Here is a 21,770-nt window from a genome sequence, read left to right on the forward strand (position 1 = left end):
GTTTTATGTTCCGTTTCTATACCTCCCGTAAACCGGCCTATTTGCATTTCGCCTTCCTGCTGCTGTTCTTGGCGGGCTGGCTGCTTTCCTATATGATGCCTGCCCTCAAGGGATTTACGGAAGAAGACAAGCTTTTCTATGGTACGGTGACCCACGCCTCGATTCCAAGCATCTTTGGCGGAACGGACATTCCCTTTTTTGACAAGACCAACTTCCAGATTAACGGTGACGACAATGTGAATTTCGTGCTGTATGCTTCCAAGGACATGATGGATGATATGGCTGAATGGTACAGTTTTGCCGCCATGGATGCTGGGGATATTCCGTTGCAGATTACGGCTGTACGAGTAAAAAGCAATTTGTTTGTAGTACACTCCATTTCGTCTATGGATGGGGAACTGAGCTTTGATGAACTGGTGATGGATTACCAGGTCTATTATGCCTTTATCGGTTGCGGCATTGTGGGGGCGATGGCCCTGGCTGCGCTGGTGCTCTTGATCATGTGGCTTGTTAAAAAGCGGGCATAGCCAATGAAATTTTTTAAGTCCGTCTGGGCGCTGTTTCTTGTGGTGGGCCTTGCGGCTTCGTGCTGGGGATCCTCCGCTGAAGATACCTTGAACGTGGTCGCCTATGGCTCAGCTTCGGGCATGTCTGCTCCTAAAAAGGGATTGGTGGGCGTCTGGAATTTAAAGTCTAACGGACAAAACAAGGGCAATGATCACCGTTCTGTCGCCGTGTGGTTCCACGGCGGTATGACTAGCGGTAATTGTGAAAAGGGGTTAGTTGCAGGCGGCGATATGGCGGAGCTGCTTCCCGGTTTTATCGTAATGAGTGCGTCTGCCTGTAAGCAGGACCATTGGGTAACTCCCGTGGCTGTTGGTTGGGTGGATGCGGCCCTGGATTCCATTGCGGGGCGTCGTGGTTACCCTATCGATAACATCTACCTGGTGGGAATTTCAGACGGGGCGCTGGGTGTAATGGCTTATTCCCTGTGGGGCCGTCGACAGGTGAAATCCAGACTGCTGATCAGTTCCTATGGGGCCGCCTTTGGCGATGCCGCAGAAATTGCCCGGGAACGTCGTCTGCAAACCGGACGTTGGCGTTTTATTCAGGGCGGTTCCGACCGGCTGTATCCTGCCGATGTGACAGTTCCCTGGATTACCCGCTTTTGCAATTCCCTGGACCAGGGAGCGGAGGCAAATTCCTCTCTTCAGTGCGATATGAAGTTCGATCCGGCCGGTGAACATGACTGGAGTTACTGGAAAAGTCATCAAAAAGACTGGATTTTGGAAATTTTTAATGAAAAATGAATAAAATTTGCCCTTTACCCTTGACAAATCGCAAATAATTTTCAAAATTTGGGCACACGAACATGCGGATGTGGCGGAACTGGTAGACGCGCTAGATTCAGGTTCTAGTAATCGCAAGGTTGTGGAGGTTCAAGTCCTCTCATCCGCACTGAAAAAGACCTCTCGAAAGAGAGGTCTTTTTTTATGCTTGGAGATGGAGATGCCTCGCGGAGGTAATGAAAAAAGGCGGTGGAAAAGGGCGTATGAACCGATTTTCCACTGCCTTTTTGTTTGTTCGTTCGCAAAATTGGGGGCCAGAGGTGGGGTAAGGCTGTGTTTTTCTGCATTTTTACCCCTGTTTGAGGTAAAATTTGTCTTGTTTTGAGAGTTTGTTTGATACAAATTAAAAGAAAGGCGGTGGAAATGGAGTGGAATTTCTCTTTTCCACTGCCTTTTTGCCCCCTGTCCTTTCGGACGAGCTATTTCTTGATGCTGAGAATGACGGCTACCATCATGATGATGCAGCCAAGGCCCTCGCGAAGGGTCAGCTGTTCTCCCAGCACGGCCCAGCCTCCCAGAACCGCAAACACCGATTCCAGGCTCATGAGCAACGAGGCGATGGTGGGCTTGATTTTATTCTGGGCCACAATCTGCAAGGTAAAGGCCACACCGCTAGAAAGTACGGCGGCATAAAGCAGCGGAATCCAGGCGGATCCGTGGGAGTAAATTTCTACGGCACGGACCATGCCCGCAGCCGAACATTCCATATCCACTAGGAACATGGGGGCGGCACTAAGGACGCAGGCCACTAGACACTGTATGGCAGAAAGGCGGACGTTATCTACGTCGGGGCCGTACTTGTCTACGAATAGGATCTGGATGGCGAAAGATAGCGCGCACAGCAACAGCACCCCATCAGAAACTTCGACTGTGAAGCCGTCCTTGATGCAGAGCATGTAGAGGCCCACCAATGTGATGCCTACGCAAATCCAGGACTTTAAGTTGATTTTTTTCCCGATGAATACGCTTAAGAACGGCACGAGGATAATGTAGCAGGTGGTCAGGAATCCGGATTTTCCGGCGGAAGTCCCTAGGTACAGTCCCAGCTGTTGGAAGTTGGTTCCGAAGGTTAGGGCGATGCCACAGAGAATGCCTGCCTTCCAGAGTTTCTTGCGCTGGGCAGGAGTGGCGGGACGCCGAGGGCTTTTGCCAGTGGCATCAAGGGTCTTGGCTAGGCCGAAAAGCAGTGCGGCGGCAATGAGATTGCGGGTGCAGGTGAAAACGAAGGGGCCTGCAGAATTGCCTTCTGCCTGGGCCACAAAGGTCGTTCCCCAGATGAAGGCCGCCAGAATAAGCAGAAAACTATATCCGATGTTAGCCATAGCGATAAAAAAGATAGAAAAAAAGGTCGTTGGATCCATTTTTACGGAGGATTCAAAAAATTTTTTTATCTTTGCGATATCATTAGGAGGTTTTATGACTATCTTGAAGAATGCTCTTTATGTTGGCTGTGTGGCCGGCGTTTGCAGTGCCCTCACTTTTGGCCTTGTGGCTTGCGGCGATAGCGGTAACGGTAGTGCGAGCGAAGAACAGGAAGAAATCCTTTCTTCTTCCAGCGCCAAGATTGACAACGAAGCTGATGACGATTTGGAATCCAGCAGTTCCGTGCGCGCGAGTTCCTCTTCCGAAGAGGTTGATTTTGAAGAATTCAATCCGGCCATTTCCTACAGTGACTTTAAGGACAGCCGCGATAATAAACGTTACAAGACCGTGACTATCGGTAATCAGCTCTGGATGGCGGAAAACCTGAACTACAAGTCCTCCAATTCTTTCTGCTATGATGACAAGACAGACAACTGTGAAGATTACGGCGCCCTGTATTACTGGGGCGATGCCCAGGATGTCTGCCCCGATGGGTGGCATTTGCCTTCTAAGGATGAATGGCAGGAATTGTTTGACGCTGTGGGAAGTGACCCCGGCAAGAAGTTGAAGGCAACCTTTAGCTGGGATGATGACGGTAACGGAACCGACAAGTATGGTTTCCGCGTGTTGGCTTCCGGCTACAAGAAGGGTAACGAGTTTTTGGAGCAGGATGATTACGCCTCCTTCTGGAGTTCCGATGAATTTGACCTGAAAAACGCTATCAGCTGGCGCTTTACCAGCACCGATGGCGGTGTCAGGAAGAATACCCTGGAAAAGTCCATCTACCGTTCCGTGCGTTGTGTCAATGACAGGTCTGTCAATTCCAAGTACGATGTAGAAGTGATGACATCCTCTGATCTTTCTAAGTATGCCTGCTCCGAAAAGACCAAGGGTCAGACTGCCTACATCAAGGACGTGGAGCAGGAATTGATCTGCGCTTACGATTATGACCTGGAAGACTACATGTGGATGGACGAAGAAGATATTACTCCGCCTAGCTCTTCTTCCAGCGATGATGACGACGATGATGACGACGATCTTTCCAGCTCCAGCACTCTGCCTTCTAGCTCCAGCGTAACTCCTGCCAGCTCTAGTGGCGATTCCGGAAGCTATGATCTCATGCTGGATGAGGTTGACGACTTGGGAGTGTATGCTTGCGATGAAGATATGGAGGGTACTACCGCCTACATAGCAGATCTTGATGTAGTGGTGGTCTGCACCTATGACGAAGACCTGGAATACTACGACTGGTTTGATTACAGCGCTCCGTAAGCCGTAGGGAATTCTGACTGTTTAAAAAAAGCCCCGGGACCTTCCCGGGGCTTTTTTGTGGTGTGGTTTTACGATACCTTTAAGTTAGCTTCTTGACCGTCTGCGGTAACCCCTTGATCCAACAAATCCTTTGCAATTTTTGCAAAGGGCATTTTTTAACGGGGGCAAAAAATCAGGAGGCGAATCTATCTTATAGATGGGAAATTATATAGAATTAAGAAGGGCCTATGCTGAATATCGACGAAATTGGTGATTACAGGGATCTGCTGAAGAATTACTATGCCCAGCGCAAGCTGGAGTTGCCCCTGTATTCCTATAAGATGATGGGGCAGAAACTTGGCCTTGAAACCAGTCAGATGTTCCGCGTACTGAACAAGGAACTTCACTTGCCCAATCGCAGCATCCCCCTGGTCAAGGACCTGCTGGATCTGAAGGGCCGAAGTGGCGAACTTTTTGAAATCCTGGTGGCGGCTTCCAAGACGAAATCCCCCGCCAAGAAGGATAAGCTTTATAAGATGGCGCTGTCCCTGAAGGACGTCAAGATGCGCCAACTCAATACCAACGAGCTTCTGTTTTTAGGCAAGTGGTGGATTCCGGTGGTGCGAACCCTGATCGAGATGAACAACGGCTCGGCGGTGGTGTCCCAGCTGGTGAAGCAGATTACGCCTGTGGTTTCCAAGGAACAGGTGGAAGAAGCCATCCGCGTCTTGAAGGAACTGAAACTGATTACGCCCCTGGCGTCGGAACGGTTTGCGGTGGGGCAGGCTAACTTTACCTCGTCGGGTACCGCCAAGGTGACAGCCATTCGCAGCTACCAGAACCAGTTGCTGGCTCTGGCTCAGAATGCCCTGGCTACCATCGAACCTGACCGGCGAAATATGTCGTCGCTGCTGGTGGGCGTAGATGAAGATTGCTTTAACGACCTGAAGGAAATGACCTTGGAATTCCGCCGCCAGGTGCAGAAACGCGTAGAAGAGGTGCAGAAGCCTACCAAGGTGATGCAGTTCATGTTCTCGCTGTTCCCGGTGGCCGACATGGACGCGGTGGCGGGCAAGGCCGCTGTCAAGAATGGAGGTGTGGCGGGCAAGGCCGCTGCCACCAAAGGGGTAAAAAAATGAGGTGTGGTATGGTTAAGATGTTTAAGTGCATTGTTGCCGGGCTTGTGGGCGGCTGGCTTGTGGCCTGCTCCACGGATAGCGAGGTGGCAGGTGTCAGTACTGTCGAAACAGAAAACGCCTATGTGGTCCAGGTGGTGGACGAAGGTGGTGCCCCTGTGGCCAACGCCACTGCAGTCTTGAGGGCTGCGAACTATCTGCCTGCCTTGGAAGTCTTGAAGAAGGAAACTGCCGTCAGGATCTTTACCTCGGATTCCGTCGGCATTGTCCGCGTCGATACATTGTTTGCAGATTCCATGACCCTCGAGGTGATGGATGAAGGCCGTGGCGCATTTGCCCTGCTCCTGGCCAATCAGATCAAGATGGGGGATTCCTCTGAAATTGCCGTTAGCCCCCTGAGTGTCATGTCGGGTAGGATCGACTTGCCCGAAGGCAGCGATGGCGTCTGGATCCAGGTTTACGGTACCGATCGGAAGGTCAAGACCGATAGCGAAGGCTTCTATAAGATTGAGGGCCTTGCTCCTGCAGATTACCGCGTTCGAATCGTCGCCGGCGATTCTATTGTCGAGGACCTGGTGACTGTTCCTCTGGCGGCTCCTGAAAGTTCGTCTAGCGGTCAGATTGCCGAAAGTTCCTCCAGCGATGAGTCGGAATCCTCATCCGACGAGGAACCGGGTTCCTCCGCGCCCCTGGGATACCTAAATGTCCTGGATTTCGAAAACGGATTGAAGTCTAACGTCCTGTTTGCCGGAGATTCTAGCGAACTTTATTTGAAGCCTACGGACACCACGGTGGTCATGTCTCCTGTTGAAGATAGCGCCGCCCTGGCCGTTGTAGATGCCGGTGCAGGTCGCGAGGGCAAGGCATTCCACTGGACAACTTCTGGAATGCAGGGACATTGGTCTTTCATGGGCCTGTGGATTTGCTCCAGTTCCAATCCTTGTGACTTCAGCGGCATTGATTCCGTGGAATACTTCGTTCGTGGCACGGGCTCCTATTCCTTCAATCTTGAAGCCATTGTTGACGGAACTTCTGGCAAGGCAGTGTTCCTGGACACCCTTGGTGGTGCGGATGAATGGGAGCGTGTGGTGGTGAAACCTTCCGACTTTATGGTGGGCGACAGCACCTATGGAAACATGGGCTGGGATTACGTTAGTAAGCAGGCTACGAACATCGCAGTTTCCGCATATTTTGATACGGAAATCTGGATTGATGACATCAAATTTTATGGAGTTAATGAAAAGGACTTAAGGTAAGGACTGTTCTGAACGCGCCGGAGTGCGGAACAGCTAAAGTGAATTTGGTGGTTAGAAAGGCAGGCTCTCGCGGGAGCCTGCCTTTTGTACTCTAACGGAAACGAAAAAAGGCCCCCCAGAGGGAGCCTTTTTAAAAAGTCTACGCTGTTCAATTACTTGTTGAACGGGGGCATGACCTGCCACAGCACAGCCTTGTGGGCGTGGAGGCGGTTTTCGGCTTCTTCGTAGCTCATGTTCAGGTCCAGGTTGTCCATCACTTCGTCGGTGATTTCGTCGCCGCGGTGAGCGGGCAGGCAGTGGGAAACCTTCACGTGAGACGGAGCGTACTTCAGGAGGTCTGCGTCGATGCGGAACGGCAAGAAGTGGTTCTGCTTGGATTCCTTCTGGCCTTCCTGACCCATGGAGACCCATACGTCGCTATAAAGGATGTCGGCGTCCTTGACAGCTTCCTTCGGATCGTTGAATACGCGGTACTGGCAGCCGTGGCGCTTGAAGTCAGCCTGGGCTTCTTCGATCACGTGAGCCGGCTGTTCAAAACCCTTGGGGCAAGCCAAAGTAAAGTTCATGCCCACCTTGGAGCAGAGGGCGAGGAAAGAGTTAGCAACGTTGTTGCCGTCGCCGATGAAGGCCACAGTCTTGCCCTTCATGCCACCGAGATTTTCTTCGATCATCTGGGCGAAAGCGATAGCCTGGCAGGGGTGGTAGTCGTCGGTCAGGGCGTTCACAACGGGAATGGAACCGTATTCAGCCAGCTGTTCCACCAGGTCCTGCTTGAAGCAGCGGACAACGAGAGCGTTTACCCAGCGGGAAAGGCAGCGGGCCACATCCTTGATGGATTCGCGCTTGCCAAGACCGATGGAGTCCGGGGAGAGCAGCACAGCGTGGCCACCCAGCTGGTTCATGCCCACCTGGAAAGTAGTGATAGTTCGCAGAGACGGCTTTTCGAAGAACATACCGATGTTCTGGCCGTGAAGACGGTCGGAGACCTGGCCTGCATGGACTTCCTTTTTCAGGCGGGAAGCAATGGCTACGGTTTCGAGAATTCTTTCTTCGCTCCAGTCGGCGAGGCGGAGGAAGTGCTTGCTGCGATCGATCATTTTCTATTCCTTATTTTGGTGAGCTCAGGAACTGCTCGGTTAAAAAAACAAAAAACGAAAAACGGAGCTTGTCACTCCGTCTTTCAATTCCTTAACAGGAAAATCACAAGAGAATGCTAACGGAAATTAGCGAATTTTCTTCTTATGACGGTCACGACGACGGCGCTTCTTACGCTTGTGAGTCGCAATCTTCCTGCGCTTTCTTTTCTTTCCGCAAGGCATATTGTATCTCCGTTAAAGGTGAAACTTAAAATTGTGCCTCCAAATAGAGAAAAAAACAAGTCGTTTGTCAAGGGATAGGGGGGAAGTTTCCCCCTGGCTGCAGCCTTTTTTTACGCCGTGGCATCGCCAAAAACAGCCTAGAACATCCAAAAACGCAAAAAAATAACATTAGGAGGCCGCCCGACGGCTCCCCCTGGTCGCCGGCCCCGGCTAAAAGTCTTCCGCCACCCCCTCTCAGCCCGCTGCGGATACCGTTAAGGATTTCCCACCATTTCCATTACCTGCTCTACGGTCGCAAAATCCATAAGGCTATAGCCACAAAGTCCGTTTCCCATATCCTTGAAGCTGGCTCCAAAGTGATAGACCTTGTCATCGACGAGAAGGAACCTGTCGTGAACTTGACGCATGTTCCTGAGTTGCAACCCGGGGTATTGTCTGTTATGGATTTCCACCTGGTTTTGTAATGCCGTGGTGATGCGAGCTGTATAGACGATTGCTGTAACTTTCGGCTTTCGAAATGCTGCGAAATTTAATGCGGTGACATCTGCAAATGGGTCGATGAACACTACGGATTTTTCGGCGGATTTTACAAGTTCTGCAATGAGGGCGAAGCCGTCCCAGCGGGAATTGGCTGGGAGAGTGCAGAGTGATCCTCCTGCTCGTTTTTCAAGTCGGTAATGCGATTCTCGTGATTTGCCAAATGGTGGTCGATGCGCTCTTCTGCTATAAGAAGCCGCTGATTGATGCTGAAGCCTTTGAGGAGGTGATCTTTAAGGACTTTGTTGGCCCATTGGCGAAAACGGGTTGCATTTTTGCTGTTAACTCTATAGCCGATAGAGATGATTGCGTCTAGATTGTAAAGTTTTGTTCTGTAGTTTTTCCCATCGGCGGCAGTTAGTTCCATTTTGGAACTAACTGAACTTTCGATGAGTTCCTCTGACGAAAAAATGTTTGCTAAATGCTTTGTTATAGCTTGCCTTTTCGTCCCGAATAAATCCGCAATTTGTTGTTGCGTCAGCCATACGGTTTCGTTTTCGAGACGGACATCAAGATGCAACTCGCCATCGGTGTGGTAGGCGATGATTTCACCCTTTTCGGGCGTTTTTTCCAGTTGATTTTCCATCGGATACTCCGAGGAACGCATTTCCCATGATGCGAGGAAACTCGCGGGCCCCTGTCGGGGGATGTAATAAAAACCGGCGTTTCCGGCTGGGATAAATATACAAATTGCAAAAGTCAGATTATGACAGTCTGCGTTTTTGACTATATTTTTTTTGAAAAAAGGGAATAAATTAGGAGAACATATGAAAAATTCTTTTCCGAGTGTCATTCTGAGCGTAGCGAAGAATCTAGCGATGTTGTCCATCGCCGCGATCATGCTTATTGCCTGCGGAGGCGATAACGGCTCCAGCGCCAAGGACGAAGATTCCTCTAGCAGCGTTGCTGACGAGGAAAAATCCTCCTCTAGCACAAAGAATGGCTCCTCTAGCGATAAGGAATCCTCCAGCTCTGCTAAGGAATCTTCTAGCTCCAGCGTAGCAAAGTACGTCTGCGACATTTACACCTTGGCTGATGCCTTGAGCTGCAAGTGTGACGAAAACCGCGAAGGCAAGCTTTCTTACAACTACGACAGCAACGTGGAGCTGGTCTGCATCCACGACGCCGAACTGAATAAGTGGGGCTGGATCGTCAAGAAGGACGAATCTTCTTCCTCCAGCGAAGCCAGGAGCAGCTCCAGCTCTGCAAAGAGCAGCAGCTCTTCCAGCGTCATCCTGAGCTCATCGAGCGAAGGATCCAGTAGCTCGGTCAAGAGCAGCTCCTCTGTTGCTTCTAGCTCTAGCGCAAAGTCCTCTTCTAGCACAGCAAAGAGCAGTTCTTCTGTTGCTTCTAGTTCCAGTGCTAAGTCTTCCTCCAGCTCTGTGAAGATTTCCAGCAGTAGTGAATATGTGCCGTTTGATCATGCAAAATTCTTGTCAAAAGCAAAGTATGAAGACGGCGTGTACAAGCAGTTTACTGATGAACGTACTGGCCGTAGCTACTACTATATCACCATTACAGGTAGGGATACCAGTTACAAGGCTAATTCTGTGACCGTCATGGCCGAAAACCTGAATATTGGTGAAATGGTCCGCGGAAGAACAAACCAGGAAGATGATTCCAAGATTGAACGTTATTGTTATGATAACGACACCACCAATTGCGATAAGTATGGCGGTCTTTACCAGTGGGCGGAAATGATGGCTTTGCCCAGCCGCTGCAATACGGAAAGTTGCGCCGATTTGATTCAGAAAAACCATCAGGGCATTTGCCCCGAGGGCTGGCGTTTGCTGACCTATAACGATATGTACACCATAGTCCATGCAGATGGAAATGAGGATGGTATCAAAGGTGTTCGCTCAGTTCCTTTTGGAGGCTTTAATACTACCGGATACTCTTTGGTTGGTGCTGGGTATTTGTTTAACCAAAGTTTTAGAAACGTAAATACGGGTACATATTGGTACTATCCTGAGGAATTGAATATAGAAACTGTTAGATCGTCATTTTCTGCAAGTACAAGTACGATTCTTGAATTTGATAACGTTCTGAAAACGCAAGGTTTCTCCGTCCGTTGTGTAATGGTGGAGTAACACCAATCTCCTAAAAAATTTCCCATAAAAAGATTCTCGGGAACCCTCATGGTGAGGGCTCCCATTCCCAAGTTTAATCTATAACGACGCACATCGTGCGTCTCAAGGCTAATCTCATGTCTAAATAGCGTGCTAAACGAGCGTCGCAAAATCAAGTTCACTTGATTTTATGACCGAGTGACGCCGCTAACGCCGCAGGCGTTCAATGAACAATAACTCCCGTAAGTCCTCCAAGAAAGTCTCCTCTAAGTCAGCAAAGGCTAAAAAAGTCTCTAAGAAGAATTTCAAGATCGAAAATCTAGAACCACGCTTAATGATGGATGCCGCCTCCGGATTCGAGGTGGAAAAACTGGATGCTTATGCAGAACAGTTTGAAAGTCTGTCTGCGACAATCGGTGATGAAGTTACAAAGGCTATTGATTCCGTTTCAAGCTTTGACATTTCTTCTCTTGGCATCTCTGAAAAAATTGATTCTGTAACATCTCTGTTAAGCGATACCGCCGAAAAGTTTAAGGGAATTGAATGCAGATGGCAATGAAAACCTACTTGAGTTTTTACAATTATTTTACATAAAATCATGCAACATTTCCTCGTTCAAAACGTGTTATAGTATGTAGGGCGAAACCGCCTTGCGCCATTGCGGGGGCGTTCCCGCCTGGATAAAACTATGGCAACTTTTGAGGAAAAAGTCGAAAAGCAAGTTGAAATTTTAAAGCAGCATACGTTCCTGGATCCGACCCGGGACAGGGTCTTCAAGGAAATCTTTTCGAAGGATGCGACTCTAATCCATTTCTTGAACGCAATCTTGCACCTGCCCGAGGAGCGGAAGATTGTAAGCATCGAACGCAAGAAGCCTGCATCGACGCTAACTTCCGGAATTGACGTGGAGGAAGTGCGTTTCGATGTTCACGCCAAGCTGAACAACAACGAGTTTATTGACCTGGAGATGCAGCGGGCGTCCCACGAGGATTTTGCAGATCGTGTGGAACTTTATGCCGACCAGCTTTCCATTGAATCTAAGATTCATTTCGATAGTCAGCGCACCGCGACTGAGAAGGAAGACCATCCCTATTTGATGCCCAGTACCTACAGCGTATGGATCTGTAACTTTCCGGTGGATTTCTGCGAAAACTACCGTGAGGAACTGGGATTGTTCCGTTTTTCCAGCCTGGGTAATCCTGACGCCTTGCCGGTATACAATAAAAAAAAGTATATTGTCATTGACTTGAGCAAGGTGGATGCGAAGGTTCTGAACCTGAACACTGCCGAGACGGAATGGCTGGAGCTTTTCACCAAGATGGCCTCGGCGAAGGACGCCCCCAAGACGAAGGATCCCGTCATTGCGGATGTTTACAGCCGTCTGGCAGTAAACGCCCTCGAGAAGAACTTTATCACGGAGATTGCAACAGGTATGGTCACAGAAGCTGAAATCAGTACACGCATCGGAACCGCCCGCCGCGAAGGCCGTGAAGAAGGACACAAAGAAGGCTGTGAAGAAACCAAATTCAGTGACGCAGAAGCGCTTCTACGAGATAATGACCCTGTGGAACGAGTCTCTCGAGTCCTCAAGTTGCCTCTTGAAAAGGTACAGGAGCTAGCGGACAAAATCGCCGCCGAAAGGGTATAAAGTTGATAAGAAAAACTCCGGTGCATTGCACTGGAGTTTTTCTTGCTTATTCTTCCACCACAAATTCCATGGCCTTGCGGATTAATTCCGCGGGTCCGCCGTAATTTTTGGCTCTGGGGGCGCCTTCGCTGAGCATCTGGCGGAACTTGCGGGCGCCGGGCAGGCCTGCGAAAAGGCCGTAGATGTGCTTCACCAGGATGGTGGCGGGGCAACCTTCGGCGAACTGCTTTTCTACATAGGGTAGGTATGCTTCAAGGACGGCCTTGCGGGACTTGGCGGCGGGAGCGGTATCTCCGAAAACACGTTCGTCGGCGTCGTGCAGGAACCAGGGATTTTCGTAAGGTTCGCGACCAACCATGACGCCGTCCAGCGCCACACCCGTGCCAGCAGAAGTGGGGTCGCCATTCAAGTGGGCAAGCACCTGGTCCATGCTGCGGATGCCGCCGTTGATGGCAATATTCAGCTGGGGCATTTCTGCCTTCAACTTATGAACAAACTCATAATGCAGGGGAGGAACCTCGCGGTTCTCCTTGGGACTTAAACCTTTCAGCCAGGCCTTGCGGGCGTGAATAATAAAGTACTTGCAGCCTGCATCAGCGACGGTGCCGACGAAATTCCGGAAAAATTCCCAACTGTCGAATTCATCTACGCCGATGCGGCACTTGATGGAAACGGGAATGCTCACAGCGTCCTGCATGGCCTTGAAGCAGTCGGCCACCAGGTTCTTGTCTTTCATGAGGCAGGCTCCGAAACTTCCGCTCTGGACGCGATCCGAGGGGCAGCCGCAATTCAGGTTCACTTCCTGGAATCCGGCGGCTTCTACCATCTTGCTGCATTTGGCCAAATCGGCGGGGTTGCTTCCGCCCAGTTGCAGCACGGCGGGATATTCGAATTCCTCGTGCCCCAGGAACATCTCGGGCTTAGCGTGGAGCAGTGCATGGGTCACTACCATTTCGCTGTACAGCAAAGTATGTTTTGAAATCAAACGCAAAAAATAACGTTCGTGGCGGTCGGTGCAATCTAGCATCGGGGCGATAGACAATCTGCGGTTGAAATCAATATTCATAAAATCAAATGTAGAAAAAATGTAGATTTGGAATGGTTAGAAGGTCTGATTATGAAAAGTCTAAATTTGATTCTGATTGTGTGTTCCGCTGTGCTTTTGGGCTGTTCCAGCTCATCAAAGGTTGGTTCGATTAGTGATAATTCAGAAAAACTTTCGGAAGCAGAGCCCATAGATGAAAGCGATTTGAATGCCTACCAGTCTGCAGTTCAGCATGGTGATGAGAGAACTTTCCGGTACGAGTACGGTTCTCAGGTGACTTTTTTCGAAGCCAGCAGATACTGTTACAGCTATGGAGAGGATGCCCTAAAGTTCGTGACGAATGATTCGAAAAGCGTCATTTCCATACCGGTAGAAAAAATCCAGATTTGTGAAGGCGGAACGGAAATTTGGACTCCCAAAAGTAATGGAAAGGTTTTCCTTGATCATTTGTCCGGGGGCGCCCAAAAGGGGCTCTATTGGGGAGGATATTTCTTTTTTAACGTAGCTGAGAATACCTTTGTCGCTAATCCTGTTGTAGGCTCCTTGATGTTTGCCATGTTGCCCATTGGTTTTGCTGTTGGAGCCTCTGTTGGTACAGTTGTTGGTGGAACCGCAGGCCTGGTTGGCATGGGGATTAATTACGCTGACGGAATTAGAGTCTGTCGTGGCGATCTCACTGAAAAAGAAAAGACGGAATTCCTAGAATCCCATCTTTGCTTTAAACATTAATCTAAAAAATATTAAACTAGATGAACATGATCGTGTTCAGCTTGGCGCGGTACTTCCAAGTCAGTTCGTGCTTGGGTCCCAGAACGCCGAATAGCGTGAGCATGGCCTTCTTTGCTGCGCTGTCGTTCCATTCCGGGGCTTCTACGTACAAATTAAGGAATGCCTGGAGGGCGCTTTCAAAATTTTCGGCGGCGGCCATGCAGCAGGCTTCGTGATAAACGATGGCTTCCTTGCCCTGAACATCCTTCTTGGCGGCTTCCGCATGGAAATCCAGAAGTTCCAGCAGGGACTTGGCTTCCTTATACTGGTCGTCGGCTTCGTTGAACTTCTTGAGAATTTCCTTTGCCTTTTCGGTATCGCCCATGCCGAGACTGGCCTTGGCCCACAGGAGCAAAAGCTTCTTGTCGTCGGGAGTCTTCTGCAGAGCTTCGTTCAGCATGGGCAGGGCGACCTCGTAGTTCTTGCTGGCGATGGCGATTTCGAGGGCTTCCATAAAGCGGGATTCGTCGCTGGTGTAGAACTTTTCGAGACGCTTCTTCAGTTCGTCTTCGGGCAGCACGCCTGCGATCACGTCGGCAATCTGGCCTTTTTCCACCACGTGGATTTCGGGGACGGAACGTACGCGGAATGCCTGGATCAACTGCATGTTGGCGCGATCGTCGCAACTGACGACGCCCAGGGTAAAGTCAAGTTCGGTGCTGAACTTTCCCACCAGCTGGGAATAGGGGGCGCAATCCGGATACTCGGCGGAAGAGAAGAGGACTGCAACGGGACGGGTTTCGGAAGCCTGTGCAACTTCCGTTTCAAAATTTTCTGCGGTAATCTGTACAACTTTTGCCATGGGGTGCAATATAGTAAAGCGGGAACGCTTTTTTCGGGCAATGTTCTTTGTTCATTTTTTATATTGCATAACATGAGTAATTGCCCCTTTTGTAATTCCCAGGTAGCCGAAATTAAATTCCGCCACTTGGATCTTCGTATTTGCCCCAAGTGCTGTTCCACCTTTTTCCCTTGCGACCAGACCATGGCCTTTCGCGGCGAACTGACTGACAAGTCCCGCGAACTGTGGTTAGACGCGCTCCTCAAGAAAAACGTCCAGGATCCGGTAATCGAAAATCCCAAGTGCATTGATCATGGTGAACCGCTGGAACGGGGCAAGGTTCCCGACTATGGATTTGACGGCTACGTGACCAATTGTTGCAAGATGTTCCACTTGCCCCCTTCCCAGACCGTCCAACTTTTAAAGAGAACTTTGGAATTCAAGTTCCAGACTCCCCAGAAAGAAGGGAAACACCACTTCTTCTTTATCCGGGCATTATTTAATGTGGTGGATAAGCTTTTTGGTGAAAAGCTGCCCGACGAAGATCCGTTGGACCTGGTACAGTACAATCTTCATATCAAGCCGGTTGTGGATCCTGATGAGACCTAACCGAAAAATCTAATGCTGTTTGGTGCATAATGAAAAAGACTTGCTTCATTCTTGCGATAATTGCTGCCGCAACCTTGGTGGCGTATTTCAATTTGCCCATACGATTTTTTATAGATGGTGTTTTCCCCTTTGAATGCCAGGGTTCTGTCGTTGTTTATGATGATAGGTCGGATGGTGGTGCCTCTGTAGTTTCTTCCGAAGCGGATGAATCCAGCATTCGCTTTACCTGCGCCCTGGGCGAATCTGAAAAGGGCGGCTGGTGCGGCATCCTTTTTGACTTGCGCAAAAAGGATGAGGCTGGTTTTGCCAATCGCGACTGGAGTTTTGTAGACTCCGTTATCGTTGACCTGGAGGCCGAAGGCACTTCTGAAATTCTGCTGAAGTTGTGGGCCTTCGATCCCGAGGTTACTGATACCAATGTGGCCAGGACTTACCGTCTGCTCATGAAGGAACTTCCTCTGGTCCAGGGACGTCAGCGTGTTTCCATTCCCATGGATCAGTTCTACACTCCCGAATTCTGGTATAGCGACAATCGCGTGGATACTTCTCTGGTGGACCGTCATCAGGAGGCCATGGTGCGTCTTGAAATCGCTCCGGGCTGGAACCAACCCCATGGCAAGCCGTTCTTCCTGAAGATTTACAAGATCGAGGCCAAAGGTCTGAGCAACAAGGTATTTGGCGGAGTGCTGTTCATTATGCTGGTCTTGACCATCGTGGCTGTGGGCCGCAAGCATTCGGTACATCATGACTAAGTCTGCCCTCAAGAAAGTTCTTGTTTCCGTAGGCAGCCTGGTGGTGTTCCTGGTAGCTTGGATTTTTGTTTTTGGAAAGTTCCACGAAAATCACATGGTGCTGTTCCCTACGGGACATCACGAAGTTTATGCCTTGACCGATGGCGTGGTAGGCGGATTTTCAACATCTGAACTTTCTCGTACAGATTCTGTGGTTAGCGCCCGGGTGAATATCCGTTCGGGCATGGCTTACCCTTATGCGGGTATGGGGCTGAACTTGCTTTCGGTAGATAATCGCCCTGCTGCGGATTTCTTTGACTTTACCCGTTTTGATTCCATGGCTGTCTTGGTTGAAACAGGGAGAATGGCCAAGGTTTCGTTCCGCTTTATGAACAACGACCCGGTGTACAGCCGTCAGGGGTCCTATGCCAGCTATCGTCCGCTGGTGGCCTCGGTGCCTGTTCCGGCGAAGGCTGACCAGGAAGCCCGTATCGCCTTGTCTGATTTCAAGGTGCCCGAGTGGTGGTTGGCTGGTCTGGGGCTTGAAGAAGATGATGGCTTACGTTATATGCAACGTGGCGTTTTGTTTGAAGTCTATAATGGGGAAGGAACCCTCCGCGGAATTCCTGACGAAATCATTCTGCGCTCCATCCGTCTGTGGGGCGAGAATCGCCCCTTTAAAAGTTTGATGTACCTGGCTCTCGGTCTCGCCCTTATTGGTTTTGCACTTTCCGTGTACCTCTCTGTTCGCAAGCCCGTGGCCCGTACTTCCAAAAACTAGGAAGAAGAAAAATGACGAAAATCTGGACGCTGGACCGCATTATGCGGTTTTTGATCATGGTGCTCGGGGCGGTGGCGCTCCTGTGGGTCTTGAACTACCTGAGTGGGGTGCTGTCTCCGTTCTTTGCCGCCTTCCTTATGGCATATATTCTGGACCCGCTGGTCTGTAAATTGCAGACAAAGGTAAAACATCGTATCGTGGCCGTAATCATTGTGCTGCTGGTGGCGTTGCTTCTTATAACCGGAGCCCTGTGGATCTTTATTCCGATGGTGGTGAACGAAGTGCGGCACCTGGGGGAACTGATCCCGCGCATGTTCAGTGACTCTGCCTGGAGTAGTCGTCTAACGGCTTTCGTGCCTGCTGATATGTGGAGGACTGCCCGTTCCCTGATTTCCTGGGACCAGGTGGCCGATGCCATGAAGACATTGGATTTCTGGAATGCAGTGCAGTCTGCGGCCGGAAAGATCTTGCCCGGCGCCTGGGGTGTGCTTTCGAAGACCTCCAGCATCTTCCTGGGAATTTCGGGCGTGATTGCGGTAATCATGTACCTGGTGTTTATCATGCTGGATATGCCTAAGCTGCGTCGTGCGGCGGTGAGCGTTTTGCCTTCCAGGTTCAAGCATACGGCCAGTTCCGTGGGCAAGGAAATGGACCGCTTCATGGGTAACTATTTCCGCGCCCAGTCCCTGGTGGCCTTGAGTGTTGGTGTGCTTTACGCCATCGGCTTTAGCATTGTGGGCTTGCCTATGGGTGTAGCTTTCGGTTTGTTCTCGGGAGCCTTGAACATGGTGCCCTACCTGCAGCTGACCACCATTCCCGTGGCCTTGCTGTTGGCGGTGGTTTACGCCCTGGATACGGGCATGCCTTTCTGGGAAGTGGCGATTATCGTGCTGGTGGTCTACGCCGTGGTGCAGGTGATTCAGGACTTTTTCCTGGTGCCGAAAATCGTAGGTTCCTCTATGGATTTGCCGCCGGTGGGAATCCTTCTTTCCCTTTCGATCTGGGGCAAGTTGCTTGGATTCCTGGGGCTGATCGTGGCCATTCCCTTTACCTGTCTGTGCCTGGTCTACGTGGAGAAAATCCAGCGCAAGGCCGATGAAATCGTGGATCGCGGGGACGAAACGGCGCCGAAGGCTTGATTTTATTGGGGTTTTGTGAAAATTTTTTGAAAACTTTTTGAAAAATCTCTCGCAGAGCTTCAAAAAAAAGGTATAATATACGCATAAAAATTCTCAACCTAACTCAAGGAGTTATATAATGAACAAGCAAGATCTCATCGAAGCAATTCTCGCCAACAAGGAAGCTGGCATTGAATCCAAGGCTGCTGCTGGCCGCGCTGTTGACGCTGTGCTCGACGGTATCACCGCTGGTATCAAGAAGGACGGTCTCGTTCAGCTGATCGGTTTCGGTACCTTCCAGGTTAAGGAACGTGCAGCACGTACCGGTCGCAATCCGCAGACTGGCGCTACCATCAAGATCAAGGCTTCCAAGACTGTTTCCTTCAAGGTTGGTGCTGGCCTCAAGGCTACCGCTGCTGCTAAGAAGAACTCCAAGAAGAAGTAATCCTTCTTGCTGGCTTGATTTAGAGCTTTTGAAAATGCCTGGCTTTCAGCCTGGCATTTTTTTTGTATTTTGTTGACTGTTATTGAATTAGAAGAGGTTCTTATGAAACGTAAATTCCTGGGTCTGTTCCTGTTGCTCTCTATTGTTGCCGCTTTCTCTGCCTGCGGTGGCTCCGCTAATGCCGAAGAAGAAGACGAATGCCTTCTGGATCCTAGCTCCGAGAATTGCTCTACCGGAATTGAGGATTTGAACGGCGAAACTGCTGAATAAAAAACTTTACAAATTTTGTGAAAATTTCTATCTTGCGCGCCGAAAATTGAGCCTAAAGGGTGATCTAGCTGAATGGATCTGTTGCACAGGCTCTCAAGGAGTAAAAGATGACCTTCGAAGAAAAGGCACTTGCATACCATGCTAACGGCAAGCCGGGTAAGATTGAAGTTGTTCCGACCAAGCCCCATAGCACTCAGACCGACCTTGGCCTGGCATACACCCCGGGCGTAGCAGTTCCCTGTCTCGAAATTGAAAAGAACCCGGAAACCGCTTACGACTATACCGGTAAGGGCAACCTGGTCGCTGTTATTTCTAACGGTACCGCCGTTCTTGGCCTGGGCGATATTGGCGCCATGGCCGGCAAGCCTGTGATGGAAGGTAAGGGCCTTCTGTTCAAGATCTACGCAGGTGTTGACGTTTTCGATATCGAAGTGAACGAAAAGGATCCGAAGAAGTTCATCGAGATCGTTAAGGGTATCGCTCCCACATTCGGCGGCATCAACCTGGAAGACATCAAGGCTCCGGAATGCTTCGAAATCGAAGAAACCCTGAAGAAGGAACTGGACATCCCCGTGATGCACGATGACCAGCACGGTACCGCCATTATTTCCAGTGCCGCTCTCGTTAACGCTCTCGAAATCGCCGGCAAGGAAATCGACAAGATCAAGCTGGTGGTGAATGGTGCCGGTGCTGCAGCTGTGGCTTGCACCAAGCTGTACCTCTCCCTGGGCGTCAAGAAAGAAAACGTGGTCATGCTGGACTCCAAGGGCGTTATCTACAAGGGTCGCGGCAAGCTCACTCCCGAAAAGGAATTCTTTGCTACCGATCGTACCGACGTCAAGACTCTGGAAGAAGCCATCAAGGGTGCAGACATGTTCCTTGGCCTTTCCAAGCCCAACATCCTCACCAAGGAAATGATCCAGTCCATGGCAAGCAAGCCTATCGTGTTTGCCCTTGCAAACCCCACTCCGGAAGTTTCCTACGATGTAGCCGTCAGCGCCCGTGAAGACATCATCTTCGCTACTGGCCGTTCCGACTATCCCAACCAGGTGAATAACGTTATCGGCTTCCCCTACATCTTCCGCGGTGCTCTGGACGTTCGCGCCACTGCCATCAACGAACACATGAAGCATGCCGCCGTCCGCGCCATTGCCGCTCTTGCCCGCAAGCCGGTGCCCGATGTAGTGAACATTGCCTACAACTCCGAACGCTTCAGCTTCGGCCCCAAGTACATCATTCCCAAGCCGCTGGATCCGCGCCTGTTGACCGACGTTTCTATCGCCGTTGCCAAAGCCGCTATCGAAAGTGGCGTGGCCCGCAAGCCCATTACCGACTGGGATGCCTACGCCGATAGCCTCCGCGACATGATGGGTTACGACAACAAGCTGATTCGTGAATACGAAAACATGGCTCGTTCCAACCCCAAGCGCGTGGTATTCACCGAAGGCCTCAGCGTCAACATGATCAAGGCTGCAATCCAGGCCAAGGACGAAGGAATCGCATTCCCCATCCTGTTGGGCAACCCGGAACGCATCAAGGAACTGGCCGCTTCTGAAAAGCTGGATGTTACCGGTATCGAAATTGTGAACCCTCGTTCTCCGGAAGAATTTGCTCGCCGTCAGAAGTACGCCGAAATCTACGCTGCCGAAAATGGCCGTAACGGTGAAACCTTCGAAAAGGCCGCCTACGAAATGCCGGAACACAACCACTTCGGTATGATGATGGTGAAGACCGGTGACGCCGACGCTCTGATTTCCGGTTCCAACAGCTCCTTCGCTACCAACATCGGTCTGGCCAAGAAGATGATCGGTATCCGCGAAGATTACAAGCACTTCGGCGCTCTGCACATCCTCTCTACCAAGAAGGGTACTTTCTTCCTGGCAGATACTCTGGTGAACCGCGACCCGGATACCGAAACTCTGGTGGACATTGCAAAGCTCACTCACGACGCCGTGAAGTTCTTTGCTCATGAACCGGTGATGGCTATGCTCAGCTACGGTAACTTCGGTGCCGACAAGAACGCAAGCCTGGGTACCGCTGGTAGCGTTCGTGATGCCGTGAAGATCCTTCACGAACAGTATCCGGACTACGCCGTGGATGGCGAAATGCAGGTGAACGTGGCCTTGAACAAGGATCTCCGCGACAAGAAGTTCCCCTTCAATACCATCAAGGGCCAGGACGTGAATACCCTCATCTTCCCCTGCCTCTCTTCTGCAAACACCACCTACAGAATGCTCCTGGAAATGGGCGTTGGCGAATCCATCGGTCCTGTACAGATGGGCTTGAAGAAGCCGGTTCACTTCACCGACTCCGAAGCTTCTGTCCACGACATCTTCAACCTGACCGTTGCTGCCGTTATCGACGCTATCGTTCAGGAAAGGCTTGATAAGGCGAGTGCAGCAAAATAGGCGTAGCCTATTTTATTGCCGAGCCGACAGCCTAGCACTCGTAAGAGTGCAACGTCTCGACAAGGCTCGTAGCGTACTGAAGAAGTAATCTGAGGTGGTGCGGCGAATTTGTCGCTGACAAGTTCGTTATTGATAAGTTCGTCGCCGTCGTTGTTTGAAACGCCTCGAAAATTTAAGGGCTGTACCTAGAAGGTGCAGCTCTTTTTTTTTTGTTTTTAACGCCGATAGTTTATGCTGATTTTTTATAAAAAAATGTGATGAATGTCGCCTGAAATACTTTTTTACAAAAATTGTTTAAATAAGTGTTGATTATTTGTGGATTGGAATTTATTTTATAAACAATAAATTCACAATAACTCACCATAAGGAAGGAAAAAATGGCTACAAAAACTGTAATTGCAAAGTCCGCCGCCAAGAAGGCTGCCGCCAAGCCCGCTGCAAAGCCCGCTGCAAAGCCGGTCGCCAAGAAGGCTGCCGCCAAGCCCGCCGCCAAGCCCGTTGCCAAGCCGGCCGCCAAGAAGGCTGTTGCCAAGCCGGCCGCCAAGAAGGCTGCTGCTAAGCCTGCTGCAAAGCCGATCGCCAAGAAGGCTGCCGCCAAGCCCGCCGCCAAGCCCGCTGCAAAGCCGGTCGCCAAGAAGGCTGCCGCCAAGCCCGCTGCCAAGCCGGTCGCCAAGAAGGCTGCCGCCAAGCCCGCTGCAAAGCCGGTCGCCAAGAAGGCTGCCGCCAAGCCCGCTGCCAAGCCGGTCGCCAAGAAGGCTGCTGCCAAGCCCGCCGCAAAGCCGGCCGCCAAGAAGGCTGCCGCCAAGCCCGCTGCAAAGCCGGCCGCCAAGAAGGCTGCCGCCAAGCCTGCTGCAAAGCCGGCTTCCAAGAAGAAGTAATCGTTGTAT

The 21,770-nt window shown here is 50.7% G+C and carries 23 protein-coding genes and 1 tRNA gene; 18 read left to right on the forward strand and 6 right to left on the reverse strand.

Translation table 11 applies throughout. The annotated features are described in order from the left end of the window. The first annotated feature begins 5 nt into the window (after positions 1 to 5). The 3 genes from BUB38_RS00180 to BUB38_RS00190 all read left to right on the forward strand — a co-directional run bounded on the left by BUB38_RS00180 (position 6) and on the right by BUB38_RS00190 (position 1,458). A complete protein-coding gene (locus tag BUB38_RS00180; RefSeq protein ID WP_073155425.1) occupies positions 6 to 527 on the forward strand; it encodes a hypothetical protein in 522 nt (173 codons plus the stop codon). Positions 528 to 530: 3 nt separating this feature from the next. Beyond that, complete coding sequence (locus BUB38_RS00185) at positions 531 to 1,310, forward strand: hypothetical protein (RefSeq protein ID WP_073155428.1); 780 nt, start codon at positions 531 to 533, stop codon at positions 1,308 to 1,310. A gap of 64 nt (positions 1,311 to 1,374) precedes the next feature. After that, positions 1,375 to 1,458: transfer RNA gene (locus BUB38_RS00190), tRNA-Leu, on the forward strand. Between the two features lie 310 nt (positions 1,459 to 1,768). On the opposite strand, the gene BUB38_RS00195 is transcribed toward BUB38_RS00190, so the two are convergent. After that, positions 1,769 to 2,671 (reverse strand): DMT family transporter, encoded by a 903-nt coding sequence (locus BUB38_RS00195; RefSeq protein WP_073156691.1) that lies wholly within the window; start codon positions 2,669 to 2,671, stop codon positions 1,769 to 1,771. A 94-nt stretch (positions 2,672 to 2,765) separates the two neighbouring features. Between BUB38_RS00195 and BUB38_RS00200 the strand changes: the two genes are divergently transcribed. The 3 genes from BUB38_RS00200 (at position 2,766) to BUB38_RS00210 (ending at position 6,354) form a co-directional block, all read left to right on the forward strand. Then, positions 2,766 to 3,983 (forward strand): fibrobacter succinogenes major paralogous domain-containing protein, encoded by a 1,218-nt coding sequence (locus tag BUB38_RS00200; RefSeq protein ID WP_073155431.1) that lies wholly within the window; start codon positions 2,766 to 2,768, stop codon positions 3,981 to 3,983. A gap of 227 nt (positions 3,984 to 4,210) precedes the next feature. Next, complete coding sequence (locus tag BUB38_RS00205) at positions 4,211 to 5,101, forward strand: DUF4423 domain-containing protein (protein WP_073155433.1); 891 nt, start codon at positions 4,211 to 4,213, stop codon at positions 5,099 to 5,101. Between the two features lie 8 nt (positions 5,102 to 5,109). Beyond that, the gene (locus tag BUB38_RS00210) at positions 5,110 to 6,354 is read left to right on the forward strand and encodes a carboxypeptidase-like regulatory domain-containing protein (RefSeq protein WP_073155436.1); all 1,245 of its coding nucleotides are present in this window, start codon (positions 5,110 to 5,112) and stop codon (positions 6,352 to 6,354) included. Positions 6,355 to 6,506: 152 nt separating this feature from the next. Here the strand turns inward: BUB38_RS00210 and argF are convergent, their stop codons facing one another. From argF to BUB38_RS16680, 3 genes are all read right to left on the reverse strand, one after another. Beyond that, entirely contained in the window at positions 6,507 to 7,451 is a 945-nt protein-coding gene (gene argF / locus BUB38_RS00215; protein ID WP_073155439.1) for an ornithine carbamoyltransferase, read from the reverse strand. Positions 7,452 to 7,927: 476 nt separating this feature from the next. Next, positions 7,928 to 8,080, reverse strand: coding sequence for a hypothetical protein (locus BUB38_RS16675; RefSeq protein WP_175547619.1), 153 nt, complete (start codon positions 8,078 to 8,080; stop codon positions 7,928 to 7,930). Positions 8,081 to 8,259: 179 nt separating this feature from the next. Further along, a complete protein-coding gene (locus tag BUB38_RS16680; protein ID WP_083541856.1) occupies positions 8,260 to 8,796 on the reverse strand; it encodes a virulence RhuM family protein in 537 nt (178 codons plus the stop codon). Positions 8,797 to 8,977: 181 nt separating this feature from the next. Between BUB38_RS16680 and BUB38_RS00225 the strand changes: the two genes are divergently transcribed. From BUB38_RS00225 to BUB38_RS00235, 3 genes are all read left to right on the forward strand, one after another. After that, positions 8,978 to 10,300, forward strand: a complete 1,323-nt coding sequence (locus tag BUB38_RS00225; RefSeq protein ID WP_083541812.1) for an FISUMP domain-containing protein — start codon at positions 8,978 to 8,980, stop codon at positions 10,298 to 10,300. A 205-nt stretch (positions 10,301 to 10,505) separates the two neighbouring features. Then, the gene (locus BUB38_RS00230) at positions 10,506 to 10,838 is read left to right on the forward strand and encodes an LEPR-XLL domain-containing protein (RefSeq protein WP_073155443.1); all 333 of its coding nucleotides are present in this window, start codon (positions 10,506 to 10,508) and stop codon (positions 10,836 to 10,838) included. Positions 10,839 to 10,967: 129 nt separating this feature from the next. Beyond that, complete coding sequence (locus tag BUB38_RS00235; RefSeq protein ID WP_073155446.1) at positions 10,968 to 11,927, forward strand: PD-(D/E)XK nuclease family transposase; 960 nt, start codon at positions 10,968 to 10,970, stop codon at positions 11,925 to 11,927. A 46-nt stretch (positions 11,928 to 11,973) separates the two neighbouring features. On the opposite strand, the gene dusA is transcribed toward BUB38_RS00235, so the two are convergent. Next, complete coding sequence (gene dusA, locus BUB38_RS00240) at positions 11,974 to 12,993, reverse strand: tRNA dihydrouridine(20/20a) synthase DusA (protein ID WP_073155449.1); 1,020 nt, start codon at positions 12,991 to 12,993, stop codon at positions 11,974 to 11,976. 27 nt (positions 12,994 to 13,020) lie between these two features. On the opposite strand from dusA, the gene BUB38_RS00245 reads away from it, so the two are divergent. Further along, entirely contained in the window at positions 13,021 to 13,701 is a 681-nt protein-coding gene (locus tag BUB38_RS00245; protein WP_073155451.1) for a hypothetical protein, read from the forward strand. A gap of 16 nt (positions 13,702 to 13,717) precedes the next feature. On the opposite strand, the gene BUB38_RS00250 is transcribed toward BUB38_RS00245, so the two are convergent. Further along, entirely contained in the window at positions 13,718 to 14,542 is an 825-nt protein-coding gene (locus BUB38_RS00250) for a tetratricopeptide repeat protein (protein ID WP_073155454.1), read from the reverse strand. Positions 14,543 to 14,614: 72 nt separating this feature from the next. On the opposite strand from BUB38_RS00250, the gene BUB38_RS00255 reads away from it, so the two are divergent. The 8 genes from BUB38_RS00255 (at position 14,615) to BUB38_RS00285 (ending at position 21,761) form a co-directional block, all read left to right on the forward strand. Beyond that, positions 14,615 to 15,130 carry a hypothetical protein gene (locus BUB38_RS00255; protein WP_101478675.1) on the forward strand — a complete coding sequence of 172 codons (516 nt, stop codon included), beginning with the start codon at positions 14,615 to 14,617 and terminating at the stop codon, positions 15,128 to 15,130. A gap of 29 nt (positions 15,131 to 15,159) precedes the next feature. Then, positions 15,160 to 15,882 (forward strand): hypothetical protein, encoded by a 723-nt coding sequence (locus BUB38_RS00260; protein WP_073155459.1) that lies wholly within the window; start codon positions 15,160 to 15,162, stop codon positions 15,880 to 15,882. Next, positions 15,875 to 16,642: a hypothetical protein gene (locus BUB38_RS00265; protein ID WP_073155462.1), complete on the forward strand. Its 768-nt coding sequence runs from the start codon at positions 15,875 to 15,877 to the stop codon at positions 16,640 to 16,642. Before BUB38_RS00260 ends, BUB38_RS00265 begins: the two co-directional genes overlap by 8 nt. Positions 16,643 to 16,683: 41 nt before the next feature. Then, positions 16,684 to 17,781: an AI-2E family transporter gene (locus tag BUB38_RS00270; protein WP_254794834.1), complete on the forward strand. Its 1,098-nt coding sequence runs from the start codon at positions 16,684 to 16,686 to the stop codon at positions 17,779 to 17,781. Positions 17,782 to 17,899: 118 nt separating this feature from the next. Further along, positions 17,900 to 18,205: an HU family DNA-binding protein gene (locus BUB38_RS00275; protein WP_073155467.1), complete on the forward strand. Its 306-nt coding sequence runs from the start codon at positions 17,900 to 17,902 to the stop codon at positions 18,203 to 18,205. A gap of 102 nt (positions 18,206 to 18,307) precedes the next feature. After that, entirely contained in the window at positions 18,308 to 18,475 is a 168-nt protein-coding gene (locus tag BUB38_RS16195) for a hypothetical protein (protein WP_158236558.1), read from the forward strand. A gap of 107 nt (positions 18,476 to 18,582) precedes the next feature. Beyond that, positions 18,583 to 20,883, forward strand: coding sequence for an NADP-dependent malic enzyme (locus BUB38_RS00280; protein WP_073155469.1), 2,301 nt, complete (start codon positions 18,583 to 18,585; stop codon positions 20,881 to 20,883). A 377-nt stretch (positions 20,884 to 21,260) separates the two neighbouring features. Next, positions 21,261 to 21,761 carry a hypothetical protein gene (locus BUB38_RS00285; RefSeq protein ID WP_175547620.1) on the forward strand — a complete coding sequence of 167 codons (501 nt, stop codon included), beginning with the start codon at positions 21,261 to 21,263 and terminating at the stop codon, positions 21,759 to 21,761. Positions 21,762 to 21,770: the final 9 nt, after the last annotated feature.

The organism is Fibrobacter sp. UWH5, from assembly GCF_900142505.1.
GTDB lineage: Bacteria > Fibrobacterota > Fibrobacteria > Fibrobacterales > Fibrobacteraceae > Fibrobacter.

Coding starts and splice junctions, on each gene's coding strand:
- BUB38_RS00180 (WP_073155425.1), top strand. CDS start 6: ATGTTCCGTTTCTATACCTCCCGTAAACCGGCCTATTTGCATTTCGCC.
- BUB38_RS00185 (WP_073155428.1), top strand. CDS start 531: ATGAAATTTTTTAAGTCCGTCTGGGCGCTGTTTCTTGTGGTGGGCCTT.
- BUB38_RS00195 (WP_073156691.1), bottom strand. CDS start 2,671: ATGGCTAACATCGGATATAGTTTTCTGCTTATTCTGGCGGCCTTCATC.
- BUB38_RS00200 (WP_073155431.1), top strand. CDS start 2,766: ATGACTATCTTGAAGAATGCTCTTTATGTTGGCTGTGTGGCCGGCGTT.
- BUB38_RS00205 (WP_073155433.1), top strand. CDS start 4,211: ATGCTGAATATCGACGAAATTGGTGATTACAGGGATCTGCTGAAGAAT.
- BUB38_RS00210 (WP_073155436.1), top strand. CDS start 5,110: ATGGTTAAGATGTTTAAGTGCATTGTTGCCGGGCTTGTGGGCGGCTGG.
- argF (WP_073155439.1), bottom strand. CDS start 7,451: ATGATCGATCGCAGCAAGCACTTCCTCCGCCTCGCCGACTGGAGCGAA.
- BUB38_RS16675 (WP_175547619.1), bottom strand. CDS start 8,080: ATGCGTCAAGTTCACGACAGGTTCCTTCTCGTCGATGACAAGGTCTAT.
- BUB38_RS16680 (WP_083541856.1), bottom strand. CDS start 8,796: ATGGAAAATCAACTGGAAAAAACGCCCGAAAAGGGTGAAATCATCGCC.
- BUB38_RS00225 (WP_083541812.1), top strand. CDS start 8,978: ATGAAAAATTCTTTTCCGAGTGTCATTCTGAGCGTAGCGAAGAATCTA.
- BUB38_RS00230 (WP_073155443.1), top strand. CDS start 10,506: ATGAACAATAACTCCCGTAAGTCCTCCAAGAAAGTCTCCTCTAAGTCA.
- BUB38_RS00235 (WP_073155446.1), top strand. CDS start 10,968: ATGGCAACTTTTGAGGAAAAAGTCGAAAAGCAAGTTGAAATTTTAAAG.
- dusA (WP_073155449.1), bottom strand. CDS start 12,993: ATGAATATTGATTTCAACCGCAGATTGTCTATCGCCCCGATGCTAGAT.
- BUB38_RS00250 (WP_073155454.1), bottom strand. CDS start 14,542: ATGGCAAAAGTTGTACAGATTACCGCAGAAAATTTTGAAACGGAAGTT.
- BUB38_RS00255 (WP_101478675.1), top strand. CDS start 14,615: ATGAGTAATTGCCCCTTTTGTAATTCCCAGGTAGCCGAAATTAAATTC.
- BUB38_RS00260 (WP_073155459.1), top strand. CDS start 15,160: ATGAAAAAGACTTGCTTCATTCTTGCGATAATTGCTGCCGCAACCTTG.
- BUB38_RS00265 (WP_073155462.1), top strand. CDS start 15,875: ATGACTAAGTCTGCCCTCAAGAAAGTTCTTGTTTCCGTAGGCAGCCTG.
- BUB38_RS00270 (WP_254794834.1), top strand. CDS start 16,684: ATGCGGTTTTTGATCATGGTGCTCGGGGCGGTGGCGCTCCTGTGGGTC.
- BUB38_RS00275 (WP_073155467.1), top strand. CDS start 17,900: ATGAACAAGCAAGATCTCATCGAAGCAATTCTCGCCAACAAGGAAGCT.
- BUB38_RS16195 (WP_158236558.1), top strand. CDS start 18,308: ATGAAACGTAAATTCCTGGGTCTGTTCCTGTTGCTCTCTATTGTTGCC.
- BUB38_RS00280 (WP_073155469.1), top strand. CDS start 18,583: ATGACCTTCGAAGAAAAGGCACTTGCATACCATGCTAACGGCAAGCCG.
- BUB38_RS00285 (WP_175547620.1), top strand. CDS start 21,261: ATGGCTACAAAAACTGTAATTGCAAAGTCCGCCGCCAAGAAGGCTGCC.